The organism is Streptomyces sp. NPDC052496, assembly GCF_040679095.1.
Classification (GTDB): Bacteria; Actinomycetota; Actinomycetes; order Streptomycetales; family Streptomycetaceae; genus Streptomyces.
The window spans coordinates 83,963-103,872 of the sequence record NZ_JBFAUH010000004.1 but is presented as its reverse complement, the minus strand read 5'-3'; the positions used below and the strand labels follow the sequence as shown (position 1 = coordinate 103,872).

Below are 19,910 nucleotides of genomic sequence, written 5' to 3'. Positions count from 1 at the left end.
GCCGCCCTGCTCAGCAGGCTCGGGGCGGGGTCGGACATCCCCATCGGCACACCGGTGGCGGGACGTACCGACGACGCGCTGGACGACGCGGTCGGGTGCTTCGTCAACACCCTCGTGCTGCGCACCACGACCGGCGGCGACCCCGCCTTCACCGACCTGGTGGCGCGGGCCCGCGAGACCTCCCTGGCCGCCTACGACCACCAGGACGTGCCCTTCGAGCACCTGGTGGAGCGGCTGGAGCCGGTCAGGTCACTGGCCCGCCACCCGCTCTTCCAGGTGATGCTGGCGCTGCGCAACACGGGCGAGGCACCGCTGGACCTGCCGGGGCTGGCGGTGAGCGCGGTGCCGGTGGACACCACGGCCGTCAAGTTCGACCTGGCGTTCACGGTGACCGAGCGGAGCGGCCCGCAGGGCGAGGCCGCCGGCCTCGGCGGGGAACTCGACTACGCGAGCGACCTGTTCGACGAGGCGACGGCCCGGCGGATCGCCGCCTGCTTCGAACGGCTGCTGGAGGCCGTGGCGGCCGACCCCTCGCGCAGGCTCGGAGACCTTCCCGTCCTGTCCCCGGCCGAGCGGGAGTTGGTCCTGAGGGGGTGGAACGCGACCGCGCGGGTGCTTCCTCCGGTCACGTTGCCGGAGTTGTTCGGGGCGCAGGTGGCGCGGACGCCGGACGCGGTGGCGGTGGTCGGCGGGGACGTGTCGCTGTCGTACGGGGAGCTGGACGCGTGGGCGGGCCGGCTGGCGCAGGTTCTGACCGGGCGGGGGGCGGGTCCGGAGCGGGTGGTGGCGGTGGCCCTGCCGCGCTCGGTGGAGCTGGTGGTGGCGCTGCTGGCGGTGCTCAAGAGCGGCGCGGCCTACCTGCCCGTCGACCTTGACCACCCTGCCGAGCGCACCCGGGCGGTGCTGGACGAGGCGCGTCCCGTGTGTGTCCTGGACGACCTGGAGGACGTACGGAACCCTCGGTCCGAGGCGGTGAGCACCGGGCCGGCCGTACGGCTCACGCCGTCGCATCCGGCGTACGTGCTCTACACCTCCGGCTCCACCGGCGCCCCCAAGGGTGTCGTCGTCCCGCACGAGGGTGTCGTCAACCGGCTGCTGTGGGCGCAGGCGGAGTACGGCCTGGACGCCTCCGACACCGTGCTCCAGAAGACCCCGTCCGGCTTCGACGTGTCCGTCTGGGAGTTCTTCTGGCCGCTGGTCACCGGCGCCCGGCTGGTCGTGGCCCGGCCGGACGGCCACCGGGATCCGGCTTACCTGGCCGCGCTGATCCGCGAACACGCCGTGACCACCGTGCACTTCGTGCCGTCGATGCTGCGGGCCTTCCTGGCCGAGCCCACCGCCGCTCGCTGCACCGGTCTGCGGCGGGTGCTGTGCAGCGGCGAGGCACTGCCCGCCCAACTGGCCGCCCACGGCCGCGACGTCCTGGGCCCGAAACTGCACAACCTCTACGGGCCGACCGAGGCGTCCGTCGACGTCACCTCCTGGGCCTGCGCCGACCGTCCGGGGCCGGTGCCCATCGGCCGCCCGGTCGCGAACACCCGCGTATACGTGCTGGACGCCGCCCTGCGGCCCGTCCCGCCCGGCGTGACCGGGGAGCTGTACGTGGCGGGTGTGCAGCTCGCCCGTGGCTACCTGGCCCGGCCCGGCCTGACGGCGGAACGGTTCGTCGCCTGCCCGTTCGGTGAGCCGGGGGAGCGGATGTACCGCACGGGCGACCTCGCCCGCTGGACCGCTGACGGCGTACTCGCCTTCGCCGGACGCGCCGACGACCAGGTCAAGCTGCGCGGTATCCGTATCGAACCCGGTGAGATCGAGGCCGTCCTGACCCGCCACGACACCGTCGCCGCGGCCGCCGTCGTCGTCCGCGAGGGCCGTCCCGGTGACCAGCGGCTGGTCGCGTACGTGGTCCCCGCGCCGGGAACCGAACCGCAGCCGGAGGAACTGCGCGCGTCCGCTGCCCGCGCGCTGCCCGCCGCCATGGTCCCGGCCGTGGTCATGGTGCTCGACGCGCTGCCGCTGACCCCGAACGGAAAACTGGACCGCCGCGCCCTGCCCGCCCCGGACGCCACCGCCCCGGCCGCCGGACGCGCGCCGCGCACCCTCCACGAAGAGATCCTGTGCGCCGTCTTCGCCGATGTGCTCGGCCGCTCCGTGCCGGGCATCGACGACGGGTTCTTCGACCTCGGCGGGCACTCACTCCTCGCCACCCGGCTCATCTCCCGCGTCCGGGCCGCCCTCGGCGCGGAACTGTCCGTACGTGACGTGTTCGAAGCACCCACCGTGGCCGGCCTGGCCGCCCGTATCGGCACCGCGGGCAGCCGACGGCCCGCCCTCCGGCCCGCCGCGCCCCGCCCGGACACCGTCCCGCTGTCCTTCGCCCAGCGCCGGCTGTGGTTCCTGCACCAGCTGGAGGGCCCCAGTCCGACCTACAACATGCCCTTCGCGCTGCGGCTGTCCGGCGCGGTGGACGCCGGCGCCCTGCGCACCGCCCTGCACGACGTGGTCGCCCGGCACGAGACCCTGCGCACCGTCTTCCCCGAGGTCAACGGCGGCCCCCGCCAGGTCGTGCTCGGCCCGGACGAGGCCGCGGTCGAGCTGCACACCCACCCCACCGACGCGGCCGGACTCACCCGGGCCCTGACCGAAGCGGCCCGCTACCGCTTCGACCTGACCGCCGAACCGCCGCTGCGCGCCGACCTGTTCGAGGCCGGACCGGACGAGCACGTCCTGCTCCTGGTGCTCCACCACATCGCCGGGGACGGCTGGTCGAACGTCCCGTTCGCCCGGGACCTGTCGACCGCCTACACCGCCCGCAGCACCGGCCGCGTCCCCGAGTGGGCGCCGCTGCCGGTCCAGTACGCGGATTACGCGCTGTGGCAGCACGACCTGCTCGGCAGCGAGGACGACCCCGACAGCCTGATATCCGCCCAGGTCGCCCACTGGACCCGCACGCTGCGCGACCTGCCCGAGGAGCTGGCGCTGCCCGCCGACCGCCCCCGCCCGGCGGTCTCCGCGCACCAGGGCGGCAGGGTGTTCTTCACGCTGGACGCGGAGTTGCACACCCGGCTCGCCGAGCTGGCCCGCGCACACGGCGCGACGCTGTACATGGTGGTGCAGGCCGGCCTCGCCGCCCTGCTGACCCGGCTCGGCGCGGGCACGGACATCCCCCTCGGCTCCGCCGTCGCCGGCCGCACCGACGCGGCCCTGGACGACCTCGTCGGCTTCTTCGTCAACACCCTCGTACTGCGCCTGGACACCTCCGGCGACCCCGCCTTCACCACCCTGCTGGAGCGGGCCCGCGAGACCGACCTGGCCGCCTACGCCCACCAGGACGTGCCCTTCGAACACCTCGTGGAGCTGCTGAACCCGGCCCGCTCGGCCGCCCGGCACCCCCTCTTCCAGGTGATGCTGACGCTCCAGAACAACGCCGCCGCCGAGTTCACCATGGCCGGCCTGCGGGTGACCCCGGACGTCGCCGAGCTGGCCGCGGCCAAGTTCGACCTGCTGTTCAGCCTCACCGACCGGTACGCCGAGGACGGCGCCCCCGACCGGGTCGACGGGGTGCTGGAGTACAGCGCCGACCTGTTCGACCACGGCACCGCCGAAGCCCTCGCGGCCCGCTTCGTACGGCTGCTGCGGGCCGTGGCGGGGGCACCGGACCGGCCGATCGGTACCGTCGAACTGACCGACGCCGCCGAGCGCGAACGGCTGCTGGAGACGTGGAACGGCGCCGCCCTCAGCACGCCGCCGCAGACCCTGCCCGAGGCGTTCGAGGCGCAGACGCGGCGCACGCCGGACGCGGTGGCCGTCACCGACGGCGCCACCCACCTCACCTACGCCGAGCTGAACGCGCGGGCCAACCAGCTGGCGCGGCTGCTCATCGGGCGCGGCATCGGCCCGGAGCACCTGGTGGCGGTCGCCCTGCCGCGCTCGGCCGGCCTGGTGGCGGTCCTGCTCGCCGTCCTCAAGGCCGGCGCCGCCTACCTGCCGCTCGACCCGGCGCACCCGGCAGAACGACTGCGCTTCCTGCTCGGCGACGCCCGTACCGCGTACGGGCTCACCACCACCGCCCTGGCCGGCGGCCTGCCCGAGACGGACACCCGGTGGCTCACGGTCGACGGCGAGGAGGCCCGGCGGGCGGCCGGGGAACAGCCGGAGCACGACGTGGCGGACGCCGAGCGCACCGCGCCGCTGAGCCTGGAGCACCCCGCCTACGTCATCCACACCTCCGGCTCCACCGGCACCCCCAAGGGCGTGGTCGTCGGACACCGGGCGCTCGCGGCCTACCTGGCGTTCGCCCGCGAGGCGTACCCCGGCACCGCCGGCACCGCCCTGCTGCACTCGCCGGTCTCCTTCGACCTCACCGTCACCGCGCTGTACGCACCGCTCACCTCGGGCGGCCGGGTACTGATCGGCGACCTCGCCGTCGACGCGCCCGATCCGGGCCCGTACACCTTCCTGAAGGTGACACCGAGCCACCTGGCGCTGCTCGGCACCGCACCTCCCGCAGCGCGCACGGCGGTCGCGGACCTCGTGGCCGGCGGCGAACTGCTCACCGGCGAACAGCTCGCGCCCTGGCGGCGGGCCCAGCCGCAGGCCGCCGTCGTCAACGAGTACGGGCCGACCGAGACCACCGTGGGCTGTGTCGCCCTGCGGGTGCCGCCGGGCACGGCGACCGGCGACGGCCCGCTGTCGTTCGGCCGGCCGGTGCCCGGCACGCGGGTGTACGTGCTCGACGAACGGCTGCGGCCGGTGCCGCCCGGCGTGCCGGGCGAGCTGTACCTGGCGGGCGCGCAGCTCGCCCGCGGCTACCTGAACCGGCCCGGCCTGACCGCCGAACGGTTCACGGCCGACCCCTTCGGCGGGCCGGGCGAGCGCATGTACCGCTCCGGGGACCTGGCCCGGTGGTCCGCCGACGGCCGGCTCTTCTTCGCCGGGCGCGCGGACCAGCAGGTCAAGGTGCGGGGCCACCGCATCGAGCCGGGCGAGATCGAGGCCGCGCTGGCCCGCCACCCGGACGTGTCCCGGGCCGCCGTCGTCGCACGGGAGGACCACGCGGCCGGCACGCAACTGATCGCCTACGTCGTTCCGGCGGCCGGCGAAGGCCGCGACGACGCAGCGGCGCGGGACCAGCTCGACGAGTGGCAGGAGGTATACGACTCCCTGTACGGCGCCGCCGGCCGCGAGAACGGCGCACCGGCCCCGTTCGGCGCCGACTTCCGGGGCTGGACCAGCAGTTACGACGGACGGCTCCTCCCCGTCGAACAGATGCGCCGGTGGCGGGAGGCCACGGTCGCCCGCATCCGCGAGCTGCGCCCGCGCCGGGTGCTGGAGTTCGGCGTGGGCAGCGGGCTGCTGCTCTCCCACCTCGCCCCCGACTGCGAGACCTACTGGGGCACCGACATCGCCGCCGACGCCGTCGCCCGGCTGCGGTCCCAGGTGGCCGGACGCCCGGACCTGGCCGGACGGGTGGAGCTGCGGGTCCAGCCCGCCGCCGACGCGAGCGGCCTGCCGGCCGGCTCCTTCGACACCGTCGTGATCAACTCCGTCGCCCAGTACTTCCCGGACGCCGACCACCTCACCGACGTGCTCGGCACGGCGCTGGAACTGCTCGCCCCCGGCGGGGCCGTCTTCCTCGGTGACGTGCGCGACCTGCGGCTGCTGCGCTGCCTGCACACCGCGGTGCAACTGCGCCGCGCCACCCCGTCCGCCGACCCCGCCGCCGTACGCCGCGCCGTGGAGCAGGCCGTCGCGCTGGAGAAGGAACTCCTGCTCGACCCCGCCTTCTTCACCGCGCTCGCGGCGCGGCACCCGGACATCGCCGGCGTCGACGTGCGGGTCAAGCGCGGCGCGTACGTCAACGAGCTGAACCGCTACCGGTACGACGTCGTCCTGCACAAGCGGCCCGCCGGGCTGACGGACCTGACGGCCGTACCGGAACTGCGCTGGGGCCACGACGTGTCCGGGCCCGACGGCCTCGCCCGGCGCCTCACCACGGAGCGCGTCCCCGCGCTGCGGGTGACCGGGGTGCCCGACGAGCGGCTGGCGGACGAGACGGCCGCCCTCCTCGCCATGGACGAGGGACGCCCCCTGGCCGACGCCCTCGCCCTCCTCGGCCCCGCCGAGCAGCCGACGGCACCGGACCTCGGCCCGGACGCCTTCCACGAGCTGGGCGAGAGCGCCGGTTACCAGGTGGCGGTCACCCGCTCCGGCGACGACGCCGCACTGCTCGACGTCCTCTTTCTCGACCCGGCGGTGACCGCCCTCGACGGCGTCCACCGCCCGGCGGCGGCCGCCGTGGACGGGCCGCCGCAAGCACTCGCCAACGACCCGGCGTCCTCCCGGCGGCGCGGCGAACTCGTCGCCACGCTCACCACCGCGCTGCGCGAGGAACTGCCCGCGTACATGGTGCCGGCCGCCGTCATGGTCCTCGCCGAACTCCCGCTGACCGGCAACGGAAAGCTCGACCGGGCCGCGCTGCCCGCCCCCTACCTCGGGTCCGTCGAGGGCTCGCGCCGGCCGTCCACCCCGCGCGAGCGGGTGCTGTGCGACCTGTTCGCCCAGGTGCTGGGCGTGGCGGCGGTCGGCGTCGACGACAACTTCTTCCACCTCGGCGGCCACTCGCTGCTGGCGACCCGGCTCATCAGCCGCATCCGCACCGCCCTGGGGGCCGAACTGCCCGTCCGCGCCCTGTTCGAGACGCCCACGGTCGCCGGGCTGGCCGCGCGACTGGCGGCGGAGGAGACACCGGGCGAGGCGCGGCCCGCACTGCGGCCGATGCCCAGGCCCGAGACGGTGCCCCTGTCGTTCGCCCAGCAGCGGCTGTGGTTCCTGCACCGGCTGGAAGGCCCGAACGCCACCTACAACATGCCCATCGCCCTGCGCCTGCGCGGCGCGGTGGACCGTACGGCACTGCGCGACGCGCTGGCCGACGTGGCGGCCCGGCACGAGACCCTGCGCACCGTCTTCCCGGTGACCGACGGAGTGCCCCGCCAGCTCGTCCTCGACGCGGACGGGGCCCGACCCGAACTGCTCGTACGGCACACCGACGAGGCCGGGCTGCGCGAGGCCGTCCGGGCGGCGGCGCGCTACCCCTTCGACCTCGCGGCCGACCTCCCGCTGCGCGCCGAACTGTTCGTCCTGGGCGAGCGGGAGCACCTGCTGGTGCTGGTGGTGCACCACATCGCCGGCGACGGCTGGTCGATGGCCCCGCTGGCCCGGGACCTGGCCACCGCTTACGCGGCACGCACCCGGGGCCGGGCCCCGTCCTGGACGCCGCTGCCCGTCCAGTACGCGGACTACACCCTGTGGCAGCGCGAGCTGCTGGGCGACGAGACCGACCCGGACAGCCCGTTCGCCCGGCAGGTGGCCTACTGGAGCGAAACCCTGGCCGGCCTGCCACCGGAACTCCCGCTCCCGGCGGACCGCCCCCGGCCCGCCGTGTCCACCTACCGCGGCGAGATGCTCGGCTTCGACCTGAGCCCCGCACTGCACCGCAAACTGGCGGACCTCGCCCGCGCCACCGGGGCAAGCCTGCACATGGTGCTGCACGCCGGCCTCGCCGCCCTGCTGACCCGGCTCGGCGCGGGCACCGACCTGCCGATCGGCAGCGGCGTCGCCGGGCGCCACGACGAGGCGCTCGACGACGCGGTCGGACTCTTCGTCAACACCCTCGTGCTGCGCACCGACACCTCCGGCGACCCGTCGTTCGGCGAACTGCTCCGGCGCGTACGGGAGACGGCCCTGAACGCCTACTCCCACCAGGACGTGCCCTTCGAGCACCTGGTGGAGGTGCTGAACCCGGTCCGCTCCCCGAACCGGCACCCGCTCTTCCAGGTGGCGCTGGTCCTGCAGAACACCCCGGAGGCCGGGCTGGCGCTCCCCGGTGTGGAGGTGACGCCCGAACCGGCCGCCTCGGGGACCTCGCGGTTCGACCTGTTCTTCAGCGTCACCGAACGCGGCGCCGGGGGCGGCGTACGCGGGACGGTGGAGTACAGCACCGACCTGTTCGAACAGCGGACCGTGCGGACGCTGGTGGAGCGGCTGACCCGGCTGCTGGAGGCGGTCACCGCCGACCCGGCGCGCCCCATCGGCGAGGCCGACGTCCTCACCCCCGCCGAACACGCCCGGACGCCCGGGGCCGACGGCCCGCAGGTGCCGCCCGCCACCGTGCCGGAGCTGTTCGCACGCCAGGTGGCCCGGCACCCCGACGCCCCCGCGGTGCTGTCCGCGTCCGGCCCGCTGAGCTACCAGGAGCTGAACGCCCGGGCCAACCGCCTGGCCCACCTGCTGCTGTCCCGCGGTATCGGCCCCGGGCACATCGTCGCCCTGGCGTTCCCCCGCGGTGCGGGCCTGGTCGTGGCGGTCCTGGCGACGCTCAAGGCGGGGGCGGCGTACCTGCCCCTCGACACCGGCTACCCGGCCGAGCGCCTGGCCTTCATGCTCGACGACGCCCGCCCGTCGCTGCTGCTGACGGGCGCCGCCGGCCAGGACGTGCCCGGAGCCGACCGCCTGCCCCGGCTCGACCTGGACGGCTCCGACGCGGACCTGACCCGGGACCTGGCCGGACGGCCGGACACCGACCCCGGCGCGGAGCGGACCGGACGGCCCGGTCCCGCACACCCAGCGTACGTGATCTACACCTCCGGCTCGACCGGCGTGCCCAAGGGCGTGGCCGTCACCCACGCGGGCGCGGCCGCCCTGGCGGCGTCCCAGACGGACGCCTTCGGCGCCGGACCGGGCAGCCGGGTCCTCCAGTTCGCCTCGCCGAGCTTCGACGCGGCGTTCTGGGAGCTGTGCATGGCCCTGCTGACCGGTGCGGCCCTGGTGGTGGCTCCGGCCGAGAAACTGCTGCCGGGCCCCGACCTGGCCGCGGTGGTCGCCGAGTACGACGTGACGCACCTGACCGTGCCGCCCGTCGCCCTGGGCGTCATGACACCCGATCAGCTCGCGCCGGTGACCAGCCTGGTGGTCGCGGGAGAGCACTGCCCGCCGCGGACGGTGGCGGCCTTCGCCCCCGGCCGTCGGATGGTCAACGCCTACGGGCCCACCGAGTCGACGGTCTGCGGCACCATGAGCCGGCCGCTGACCGGGGACCACGCCGTCCCGCCCATCGGTACGCCCATCACCGGCACCCGCACCTACGTCCTGGACGCGGCCCTGCGCCCGGTGCCGACCGGCGTGGTGGGAGAGCTGTACCTGGCGGGCGCGGGCCTGGCCCAGGGCTACCTGGGGCGGCCCGGGCCGACCGCCGAGCGGTTCACCGCCGACCCGTTCGGCGCGCCCGGCACCCGGATGTACCGCACCGGTGACCTCGCGCGGTGGAACGCCGAGGGCGCGCTGGAGTTCGCCGGGCGCGCCGACGACCAGGTCAAGGTCCGGGGCCACCGGGTCGAACTGGGCGAGGTCGAGGCCGCCATGGCCGCCCACCCCGAGGTGGCGCAGGCCGTCGCGGCGGTCCGTGACGACGGCCCCGGCGGAACCCGCCTGCTCGGGTACGTGGTCCCGGCGGCGGGCGCCCCGGAACCCGCGCAGACCGCCGACGACGCCCCGGAACGGGTGCTCGGCGAGTGGCGGCAGCTCTACGACACCCTGTACGGGACATCCGGACCCGCCCCGTTCGGTGCGGATTTCACCGGGTGGAACAGCACCTACGACGGGGCGCCCCTGCCCGCCGACGAGATGCGGCAGTGGCGGGACGCCACCGTCGCGCGCATCAAGGAGCTGCGGCCCCGGCGGGTGCTGGAGATCGGCGTCGGCCGCGGCCTGATCCTGTCGCGGCTCGCCGGGGAGTGCGAGGCGTACTGGGGCACCGACCTGTCGGCAGCGGTGATCGAGGCGCTGACGGCGCAGGTCGCCGAACAGCCCGGGCTCGCCGCCAAGGTGGAACTCAGGGCGCAGCCGGCGGACGACCTCACCGGGCTGCCGGAAGGTTTCTTCGACACCGTCGTGCTCAACTCGGTGGCCCAGTACTTCCCCGGCGCCGCCTACCTCACCGAGGTGATCGACGCCGCGCTGCGGCTGCTGGCACCGGGCGGCGCCCTCTTCCTCGGCGACCTGCGCAACCTGCGGCTGCTGCCGAGCCTGCGGGCGGCCACCGGCGCCACCGCACCCGAGCGGGAACTGCTGGTCGACCCGGACCTCTTCCCGGCCCTGGCCGCCACCGACCCCGAGGTCGCCGCCGTCGACGTACGCCTCAAGCGCGGGGCGTACCACAACGAGCTGTCCCGCTACCGCTACGACGTCGTCCTGCACCGCACGCCGCAGGCCGCGCCGGCCCGCTCGTTCGCCGCCGCGCCCGCGCTGCCCTGGCACCCGGACCTGGGCGGAGCGGAGGAGATCGCCGCGCTGGTGGCGAAGCGCCGGCCGGACCGGCTGCGCGTCACCGGCATCCCCAACGCGCGGCTGGCGGGCGAGGCAGCCGCCGGTCACGCGGTGACCGTGGATCCCGAGACGCTGTGTGCGCTGGCGGAGGAGCTGGGGTTCTGGACGGCCGTCACCTGGTCGGGCACGGCCGGTGACGCCTGCTTCGACGCCCTGTTCGCCGCCCCGGACGCCGCCCCCGCGGACGGCGGTGCCCCGGTCACCGGGGTGTACCTGCCGGCGGCCGGCCGCCCGGTGCCGCCGTCCTTCACCAACGACCCGGCGGCCGCCGCGCCGCCGGCGGCCCTGGGCTCCTCCGTACGTGCCTGGCTGCGCCGACGCCTCCCGGAGTACCTGGTGCCCGCGGTGATCGTCACGCTCGACGCGCTGCCGCTGACCCCGAACGGCAAGGCCGACCGCAAGGCGCTGCCCGCGCCCGAGACCGCCGGGACCACCGCGGGCCGCCCCCCGGCCACCGCCCGCGAACGGCTGCTGTGCGACATCTTCGCGGAGGTGCTCGGCCGCCCGTCCGTCGGCGCCGACGACGACTTCTTCGAACTCGGCGGCGACAGCATCGTCTCCATCCAGGTGGTCAGCCGGGCCCGGGCCGCCGGGCTGACGATCGGCCCGCAGGACGTCTTCCGGCACAAGACCGTCGCGGCACTCGCCGCGGCCGCCGGGACGCCGGACGCGGCGCCCACCGCCACGGAGGCGCCCCAGGCGGGCATCGGCGTGGTACCGCTGACGCCGGGCCTGCACGCGCTGCGGGAGCGTGCCGCGGACCCCGGCACCGGGTACGAGGCGATGACCGTACGCACCCCGGCAGGGCTCGGCACCGAGGCGCTGGAGACCGCCCTCCAGGCGGTGCTCGATCACCACGACGCCCTGCGGATGCGCCTGACCCCCGGCGGGTCCACGGAGGTCGACGGACCGCAGTGGCTGCTCGAAGTGCTGCCGCCCGGAACCGTCCGGGCGGCGGACCACCTGCGCCGCGCCGACGGAGCACCGCACGAGGCCGCCGTCACCGAGGCGGAGCGGGCCGCCGCGGCCCGCCTGGCGCCGGAGTCCGGAGTGCTGTTCCAGGCGGTCGGTTTCGACGACGGGCCCGGCCGTCCCGGCCTGCTGCTGCTCGTCCTGCACCGCCTCGTCACCGACCCGCAGTCCTGGCGCATCCTGCTGGGGGACGTCGCGGACGCCTGCGAGGCCGCGGCCGAGGGGCGGAGCCCGCAACTCGTCCCCGTCGGCACGTCGTTCCGGCGCTGGGCCCAGCACCTGCGCACCCAGGCACGCGACCCCCGGCGGACCGGGGAGCTGTCACGCTGGACCGGCATCCTCGCCGGACCCGGCCGTCCGGACGAGGCGCCGTACGGCCTCCCGGCGCGGGAGAACGGGGACCGCGTGCCGGCGGCCCCCCGGCCCGACGATCCGCTGACGGCCACCCGGCCTGACGAGCCCCTGACGGCTTCCCGGCCTGACGATCCGCTGACGGCCCCTCGGCCTGACGGGCCCCTGACGGCCACCCGGCCCGACGAGCCCCTGCCGCCCGGCCTCCCCGCCGAGCCCCTGACGACCGTCCTGTCCGCCGAGCGCACCGGGCAGGTGCTCACCGACGTGCCGGCGGCCTTCCACGCCGATGCCGAGGACGTGCTGCTGACCGCGTTCGCCCTGGCGGTCGCCGACTGGCGGCGGCGTCGCAGCCCCGGCGCCACCGACGGCACCGTGCTCGCCGACGTACGGCGCCCGGGCCGCGCGCACATCGGCGAAGGTATCGACCTGTCCCGCACCGTGGGCCACTGCACGGCCACCCACCCTGTCCGCCTGGACCTGGGCGACCCGGGCGGGGAAGCGCTGCGGGAGGACGGCGGGCACGCCGCCGCGACGGCCCTCAAACGCGTCAAGGAGGAGCTGCGGTCCCTGCCCGACGGCGGTCTGGGCCACGGTCTGCTGCGCCACCTCAACCCCGCCACCGCCCCCGAACTGGCGGCCCTGCCCGCTCCCCGGTTCGCCTTCCACTACCTCGGACACCTGCCGCAGGTCCCGTCCGGCCCGGAGGAGACCGGCGAGCCGGCGCGGTACTGGGCCGAGGTGGACGTCACCGCCGTGGACGGCCCCGACGGCCCGCGGCTGACCGCGACCTGGCGCCGGGCACGCGCGCCTCTGACCAGCCGCGACATGGACGACCTGGCCGCCGTCTGGGCCCGCGCGCTGGAGGCCCTGGCCGCCCAGGCCGCCAAGCCCGACGCCGGCGGCCGCACCCCGTCCGACGTACCGCTGGTCCGCATCAGCCAGGACAAGCTCGAACAGCTCGAAGCCGCATGGAGGCGATCACGATGACGCAGGCGGGGCCGCAAGGGGAACTGGAGGACATCCTCCCCCTGGCACCACTCCAGGAAGGGCTGCTGTTCCACGCGCTGTACGACACGGCGGCCCTCGACCTCTACACCCTGCAGAGCGCCTACGACCTGGACGGCGACCTCGACGCGGCGGCGCTGCGCGAGGCCGCGCGCACCCTGCTGCGCCGCCACGCCGCCCTGCGCGCCGGCTTCTGGCACGAGGGCCTGGACGAGCCGGTGCAGGTCGTCCCGCGCGAGGCCGAACTGGCGTGGCACCACGCCGACCTCACCGGGACCGGCCCCGAGGAACGGGAGGCGCGGGCGGAGCGGATCGCGTCCGAGGACCGGCTGCGCCGCTTCGACCCGACCCGCCCTCCGCTGCTGCGCTTCACCCTCCTGCGGCTCGGACCGGCCCGGCACCGGTTCATCGTCACCGCCCATCACCTGGTGCTGGACGGGTGGTCCGTACAACTGCTGCTGGGCGAGCTGTTCCAGCTGTACGTACGGGGCGGCCGGGAGGACGGGATGCCTCCCGCGGCCCGGTACCGCGACTACCTGGCCTGGCTGGCCGGACAGGACCGGGCCGCGGCCGAGGACGTGTGGCGCCGCGTCCTCAAGGGCGTCGAGGAACCCACCCGCGTGGCGCCCGCCGACCCGTCCCGGGAACCGGTCCTGCCCGGCCAGGTGCTGTACGACCTGCCGGACGGCCTCACGGCAGCGCTCGACGCCCTCGCCCGCCGCGAGCGGCTGACCCTGAGCACGGTCTTCCTGGGCGCCTGGGCGGTCGTCCTCGGCCGGCTGACCGGCAAGGACGACGTGGTCTTCGGCACCACCGTCTCCGGCCGCCCGCCCCAGGTGCCCGGCGTCGAGCGGATGATCGGCCTGTTCGCCAACACCCTGCCGGTACGCGTCCGCCTCGACCCGGAACAGCCGCTGACCGGGATGCTGGCCCGGCTCCAGGAGGAACAGACCCGCCTGCTGGCCTGCCAGCACGTGGGGCTCTCCGGCATCCAGCGCAGCCTGGGCTCGGGTGAACTGTTCGACACGGTGACCGTGTTCGAGAACCTGCCCGCCGGGGAGAGCGAGCTGGCCGCCACCGCGCACGGCAGCGGACTGCGGGTGACGGCGAGCCGGAGTCAGGGCGTCACCCACTACCCGCTCAACTTCATGGTGATGCCCGGCGCACCGCTGCGGCTGCGCCTGGACCACCAGGCCGCCCTGTTCGACCGGGACGCCGCCGAAGCGATCATGGCGCGGGTGGTGCGGGTCCTGGAGAACCTGGTCGCGGAGCCCGGCCGGCGGACCGGCGCGCTGGAGCTGATGACCGAGGCCGAGCGGGCGTGGGTACTGGAGGAGTGGAACGGCAGGGCCGGTGAGCCGCCGTCCGTGCTGATACCGCAGGAGTTCGCGGACCAGGCGGCGCGGACCCCGGACGCGGTGGCCGTCGTCTGCGGCCGGGTGTCCTGGACGTTCGCCGAACTGGACGCGCGGGCGGACCGCCTCGCGCGGCGCCTGGTCGCCCGTGGCGCCGGGCCCGACGTCCTGGTGGGGCTGTGCGTGCGCCGGTCGGCGGAGATGATCGCCGCCGTGCTGGCCATCTGGAAGGCGGGCGGGGTCTGCGTAGCGCTGGACCCCGGCTACCCGGCGGAGCGGCTGGCGTTCATGCTGACCGACGCGGCGGTGCCGCTGGTGCTGACCGAACGCGAGCCGGCCGGGCGTCTCGGGGAGGACCCGGCGGCGTCCGTGATACTGCTGGACGACGATGCGTCCGAGGGCGAGGGCGAGGGCGAGGGCGAGGGCCAAGCCCAGGGCGATGCCGCCCCCGCAGCGGCCCGTACCCCGGCCCTGCGTGGTGATCACGCGGCCTACGTCGTCTACACCTCCGGATCGACCGGTGTGCCCAAGGGCGTGGTCGTCACCCACCTGGGCCTGGCGAACCTGTTCGCCGACCACCGCGACCGGGTGTTCGGCCCGGCGGCCGACGCCGTGGCCGCGTCGTCCGGACGGCGGCTGCGCGTGGCGCACACGGCGTCGGTGTCGTTCGACGCCTGCATGGGGCAGTTGACCGGCCTGATCGCCGGACACGAACTGCACGTCGTCGACGAGGACACCCGCCGCGACGCCACCGCGCTCCTGGCGTACGTACGCGAACGGAGCATCGACTACCTGGGCGTCGCACCCTCGCTGATGCGGGAACTGACCGCGCTCGGGCTGCTGGACGGCCCCGGACACCGGCCGGGAGTCGTCCTCCTCGGCGCGGAGGCCACCGACGCGGCGCTGTGGGAGACACTGCGCGCCCACCCGGACACCGAGGTGCACAACTATTACGGGCCCAGCGAGTGCACGGTGGACGTCGTCGGCGCCCGGGTGCGCGACAGCGACCGGCCCGTGATCGGCCGGCCGGTCGCCAACACGCGGGCCTACGTGCTCGACGCGCGGCTGCGCCCGGTGCCGCCCGGCGTGGTGGGCGAGGTCTACGTGTCCGGCCTCCAGCTCGCCCGCGGCTATCTCGCCCGGCCCGGCCTGACCGCCGGCCGCTTCGTCGCCGACCCGTTCGGCGGCCCGGGGACGCGGATGTACCGCACCGGCGACCTCGCCCGCTGGACCGCCGACGGCCTGCTGGCCTTCGCCGGACGGGCGGACGGCCAGGTCAAGCTGCGCGGCTACCGGATCGAACCCGGCGAGATCGAGACGGTGCTCACCCGGCACCCCACCGTCGCACACGCGGCCGCCGCCGTACGCGAGGACCGGCCCGGCGACCAGCGCCTGACCGCCTACGTCGTCCCCGCGTCCGGCGCCCGCACGCACCCGGGGGAGCTGCGCGAGTTCTGCGCCGGGACGCTGCCCGAGTTCATGGTGCCCGCCCAGTTCGTCGAGCTCGACGCCCTGCCGATGACCCCCAGCGGCAAGCTGGACCGCCGCGCCCTGCCCGCCCCCGGCGCGGGCACCACCGTCGGCCGGGAGCCGCGCGACCCGGTCGAGGAGATCCTGTGCGGCCTGTTCGCCGAAGTCCTCGGCGTGGCCCGGGTCGGCGTCGACGACGGCTTCTTCACCCTCGGCGGCCACTCCCTGCTCGCGACCCGGCTGGTCTCGCGCGTCCGCGCGGCCCTCGGCACGGAACTCGCCGTACGGGACGTCTTCGAGGCACCGACCGCCGCCGGCCTCGCGGCCCGGCTCACCGCACCGCGCGAGGAGGCCCGGCGACGGCCGCCGCTGCGGCCCGCCGCCGAGCGCCCGGCCGCACTGCCGCTGTCCTTCGCCCAGCGGCGCCTGTGGTTCCTGCACCAGCTGGAGGGGCACGCGGCGGCCTACCACATGCCGTTCGCGCTGCGCCTGACCGGCGGGCTCGACGCCGCGGCCCTGCACACCGCCCTGAACGACGTGGTGGCCCGGCACGAGATCCTGCGCACCGTGTACCCGGACACCGGGGGCACCCCGCGCCAGCACGTCCTGGAGCCCGCCGAAGCGCCCGTGCCGCTGCCCCTGCGGACGGTCACCGAGGACGAACTCGCGGCAGCCCTCGCGGACGCGGCCGCCCGCCCCTTCGACCTGACCGCCGAACCGCCGCTACGCGCCGCCCTGTTCGCGCTGGGCCAGGACGAGCACGTCCTGCTCCTGGTCCCCCACCACATCGCCGGGGACGGCTGGTCGAACGTCCCGTTCGCCCGGGACCTGTCGGCCGCCTACACGGCCCGCAGCACCGGCCGCGCTCCGGACTGGGCGCCACTGCCGGTCCAGTACGCCGATTACACCCTCTGGCAACGGGACGTCCTCGGCGAGGAGGACGATCCGGACAGCGTCCTCGCCCGCCAGGTGGCGTACTGGCGTACCGCGCTCGACGGCCTGCCGGCCGAGCTGGAGCTGCGATCGGACCGGCCCCGTCCGGCGGTGTCCGGACACCGTGGCGCCACGGTCCCGCTGCGCGTCGCTCCCGGCACCCACGGCCAACTCGCCGAACTGGCACGGGCCAACGGGGCGAGCCTGTTCATGGTCGTCCAGGCGGCCCTCGCGGCGCTCCTGACCCGCGAGGGCGCGGGCACCGACATCCCGATCGGCACGCCGGTCGCGGGGCGTACCGACCACGCGCTGGACAACCTCGTCGGCTGCTTCGTCAACACCCTGGTGCTGCGCACCGACACCGGGGGCGACCCGTCCTTCACGGACCTGCTCGACCGGGTCCGCCGCACCGGCCTGGCCGCGTACAGCCACCAGGACGTGCCCTTCGAGCACTTGGTGGAAGTGCTCAACCCGGCCCGCTCGGCGGCCCGGCACCCGCTGTTCCAGGTGCTGCTGTCCCTCCAGCACGCCGAAGACCTGCCGGTGGAACTGCCCGGCCTGCGCGTCCGCGCCGAGGAGACGCGGTCCCGCTCGGCCAAGTTCGACCTGCTGTTCCGGGTGGCCGAGCGGAACACCGCCGACGGCGGGCCCGGCGGCCTCGAAGGCGGTGTCGAGTACAGCACCGACCTGTTCGACCGGGACACCGTGGAGGGCCTGGTCACCCGCTTCGAACGGCTGCTGGAGACTGTGGCGGCCGATCCCTCGCGCAGGCTCGCGGACCTTCCCGTCCTGTCCCCGGCTGAGCGGGAGTTGGTCCTGAGGGGGTGGAACGCGACCGCGCGGCCGCTTTCTCCGGTCACGTTGCCGGAGTTGTTCGGGGCGCAGGTGGCGCGGACGCCGGACGCGGTGGCGGTGGTCGGTGCGGACGTGTCGCTGTCGTACGGGGAGCTGGACGCGTGGGCGGGCCGGCTGGCGCAGGTTCTGGCCGGGCGGGGTGCGGGTCCGGAGCGGGTGGTGGCGGTGGCCCTGCCGCGCTCGGTGGAGCTGGTGGTGGCGCTGCTGGCGGTGCTCAAGAGCGGCGCGGCCTACCTGCCCGTCGACCCCGCCCTCCCGGCGGAACGCGTCCACCTCCTGCTCGACGAGGCGCGACCGGTATACGTCCTGGACGATCCGGAGGACGTACGGAACCCCCGGCCCGAGGCGGCGGGCACCGGGCCGGCCGTGCCGCTCACGCCGTCGCACCCGGCGTACGTGCTCTACACCTCCGGCTCCACCGGCGCCCCCAAGGGCGTCATCGTCCCGCACCACGCGGTCGTCAACCGGCTCCTCGGCATTCAGGAAGAGTTCGGCCTCGAACCCTCCGACAGCTGCCTGTACAAGGCGCCCGCCGCCTTCGACGCGTCCGTGTGGGAGCTGTTCTGGCCCCTGACCACCGGAGCCCGCGTCGTCGTCGCCGCCCCTGAGGGCCACCGGGATCCGGCCTACCTGGCCGCGCTGATCCGCGAACACGCCGTGACCACGGTCCACTTCGTACCGTCGATGCTGCGGGCCTTCATCGACGAACCCGCCGCCGCCCGGTGCACCAGCCTCCGCCGCGTCCAGACCGGCGGCGAACCGCTGCCGACGGAGCTGCGCGACCGTGCCACCAGCCTCCTCGGCACCCGCCTGAACCACCTCTACGGACCGACGGAAACCACCATCCACGCCACGACCTGGTCCTGGGAGCAGCAGACGGCGGCCGCCCGCAACACCCTCACCGACCACGAGACGCCCGCCGGCCAGGACACCTCCGACGGCCGTGCCACCGCCACCCGCCCGGTGCCCATCGGCCGCCCCGTCCGAAACATCCGTGCCTACGTGCTGGACGCCGGCCTCGGCCCGGTGCCGCCGGGGGCGACCGGGGAGCTGTACGTGGCGGGTGTGCAGCTCGCCCGTGGCTACCTGGCCCGGCCCGGCCTGACGGCGGAACGATTCGTCGCCTGTCCGTTCGGTGCGCCGGGGGAGCGGATGTACCGTACGGGCGATCTCGCCCGGTGGACCGCGGACGGCGTACTCGCCTTCGCCGGACGCGCCGACGACCAGGTCAAGCTGCGCGGTATCCGTATCGAACCCGGTGAGATCGAGGCCGTCCTGACCCGCCACGAGGCCGTCGCCGCGGCCGCCGCCGCTGTCCGCGAGGACCGTCCCGGTGACCAGCGGCTGGTCGCGTACGTGGTCCCCGCGCCGGGAACCGAACCGCACCCCGCCGACCTGCGACGCCACGCCGCACAGCACCTGCCGGAGTTCATGGTGCCGACCGCCGTGGTGCTACTGCCGGCCCTGCCCCTGACCCCCAGCGGCAAGCTCGACCGGCGCGCCCTGCCAGGGCCGGGCCCGCTGTCCGTGACGGCCGGGCGGCCCGCCCGTACCCCCGAGGAAGAGGTGCTCTGCGGCCTGTTCGCCGAAGTCCTCGGCCTGACCGGAACCGGGATCGACGACGACTTCTTCGGCCTCGGCGGGGACTCGCTGGCGGCCATCCGGCTGACCCGCCGCATCCGGGAAGCGGCGGGCGTGGAACTGTCGGTCAGCGACCTGTTCGCGGCACCCACGGTCAGCCGGCTGATGGACCGGCTGCGCGTCGGCGTCCGCAACGACGCCTTCGACGTCCTGCTTGCGCTGCGTGACTCCGGCGGGCTGCCGCCGCTGTTCTGCGTCCACCCCGCGGGCGGCCTGAGCTGGTGCTACACCGGGCTGCTGCGGCACCTGGGACCGGACCGGCCGGTGTACGGCCTCCAGGCCCGCGGCCTCGCCCGCCCCGAGGCGTACCCGACGTCCATGGACGAACTGGTCACCGACTACGTCCGGCAGCTCCGCTCGGTCCGGCCCACCGGCCCGTACCACCTGCTGGGCTGGTCCTTCGGCGGCCTCGCGGCCCACGCGGTCGCCGTCCGCCTCCAGGCCGAAGGCGAGGAGGTCGCCTTCCTCGCCGTGCTCGACTCCTACCCCCGCGCCCCCGAGGTCCCGGCCCCGCCCGTGGAGGAACGGGAGATCCTGGCGACGCTGCTCGACTTCGCAGGCCACAGCGAGGACGCCACCGGCTCCGGGCAGCTGCGCATCGAGGACGTCATGGAGATCCTGCGCAGCGGCGGCGGCCCCCTGGCGGACGTCGAGGAACGCCGTGTCGCCGCCCTGGCCGACGTCTTCACCAACAGCAGCAACCTGGCGTCGGCACACACGCCCGGCCGGTTCCACGGCGACCTCGTGCACTTCACCGCGACCGCCGGCCGCCCGGCCGAAGCGCCCACGGCGGCCGGCTGGCAACCGTTCGTCACCGGGCGCGTACGCCGGTACGCCGTGGACTGCACCCACCACGACATGTGCCGGCCCGAGCCACTGGCCGACATCGGCCGCGTGGTCGCCGAGTTGCTGGAGGGCAGGCACGACGAGTCGGCCTGTTAA

At 75.4% G+C, this 19,910-nt stretch carries 2 protein-coding genes (1 of these 2 cut by a window edge); both read left to right on the top strand.

Features of this window, described 5'->3' with window-relative positions:
* Positions 1-12,696 carry the 3' portion of a non-ribosomal peptide synthase/polyketide synthase gene (locus AB0L45_RS07690; RefSeq protein ID WP_365837191.1) on the top strand. The gene continues 10,686 nt to the left of window position 1, outside the view, so only the last 12,696 of its 23,382 coding nucleotides appear in the window; its start codon lies beyond the left edge, outside the window; its stop codon occupies positions 12,694-12,696.
* The gene (locus tag AB0L45_RS07685) at positions 12,693-19,910 is read left to right on the top strand and encodes an amino acid adenylation domain-containing protein (RefSeq protein WP_365837189.1); all 7,218 of its coding nucleotides are present in this window, start codon (positions 12,693-12,695) and stop codon (positions 19,908-19,910) included. The genes AB0L45_RS07690 and AB0L45_RS07685 overlap by 4 nt, the downstream gene beginning before the upstream one ends.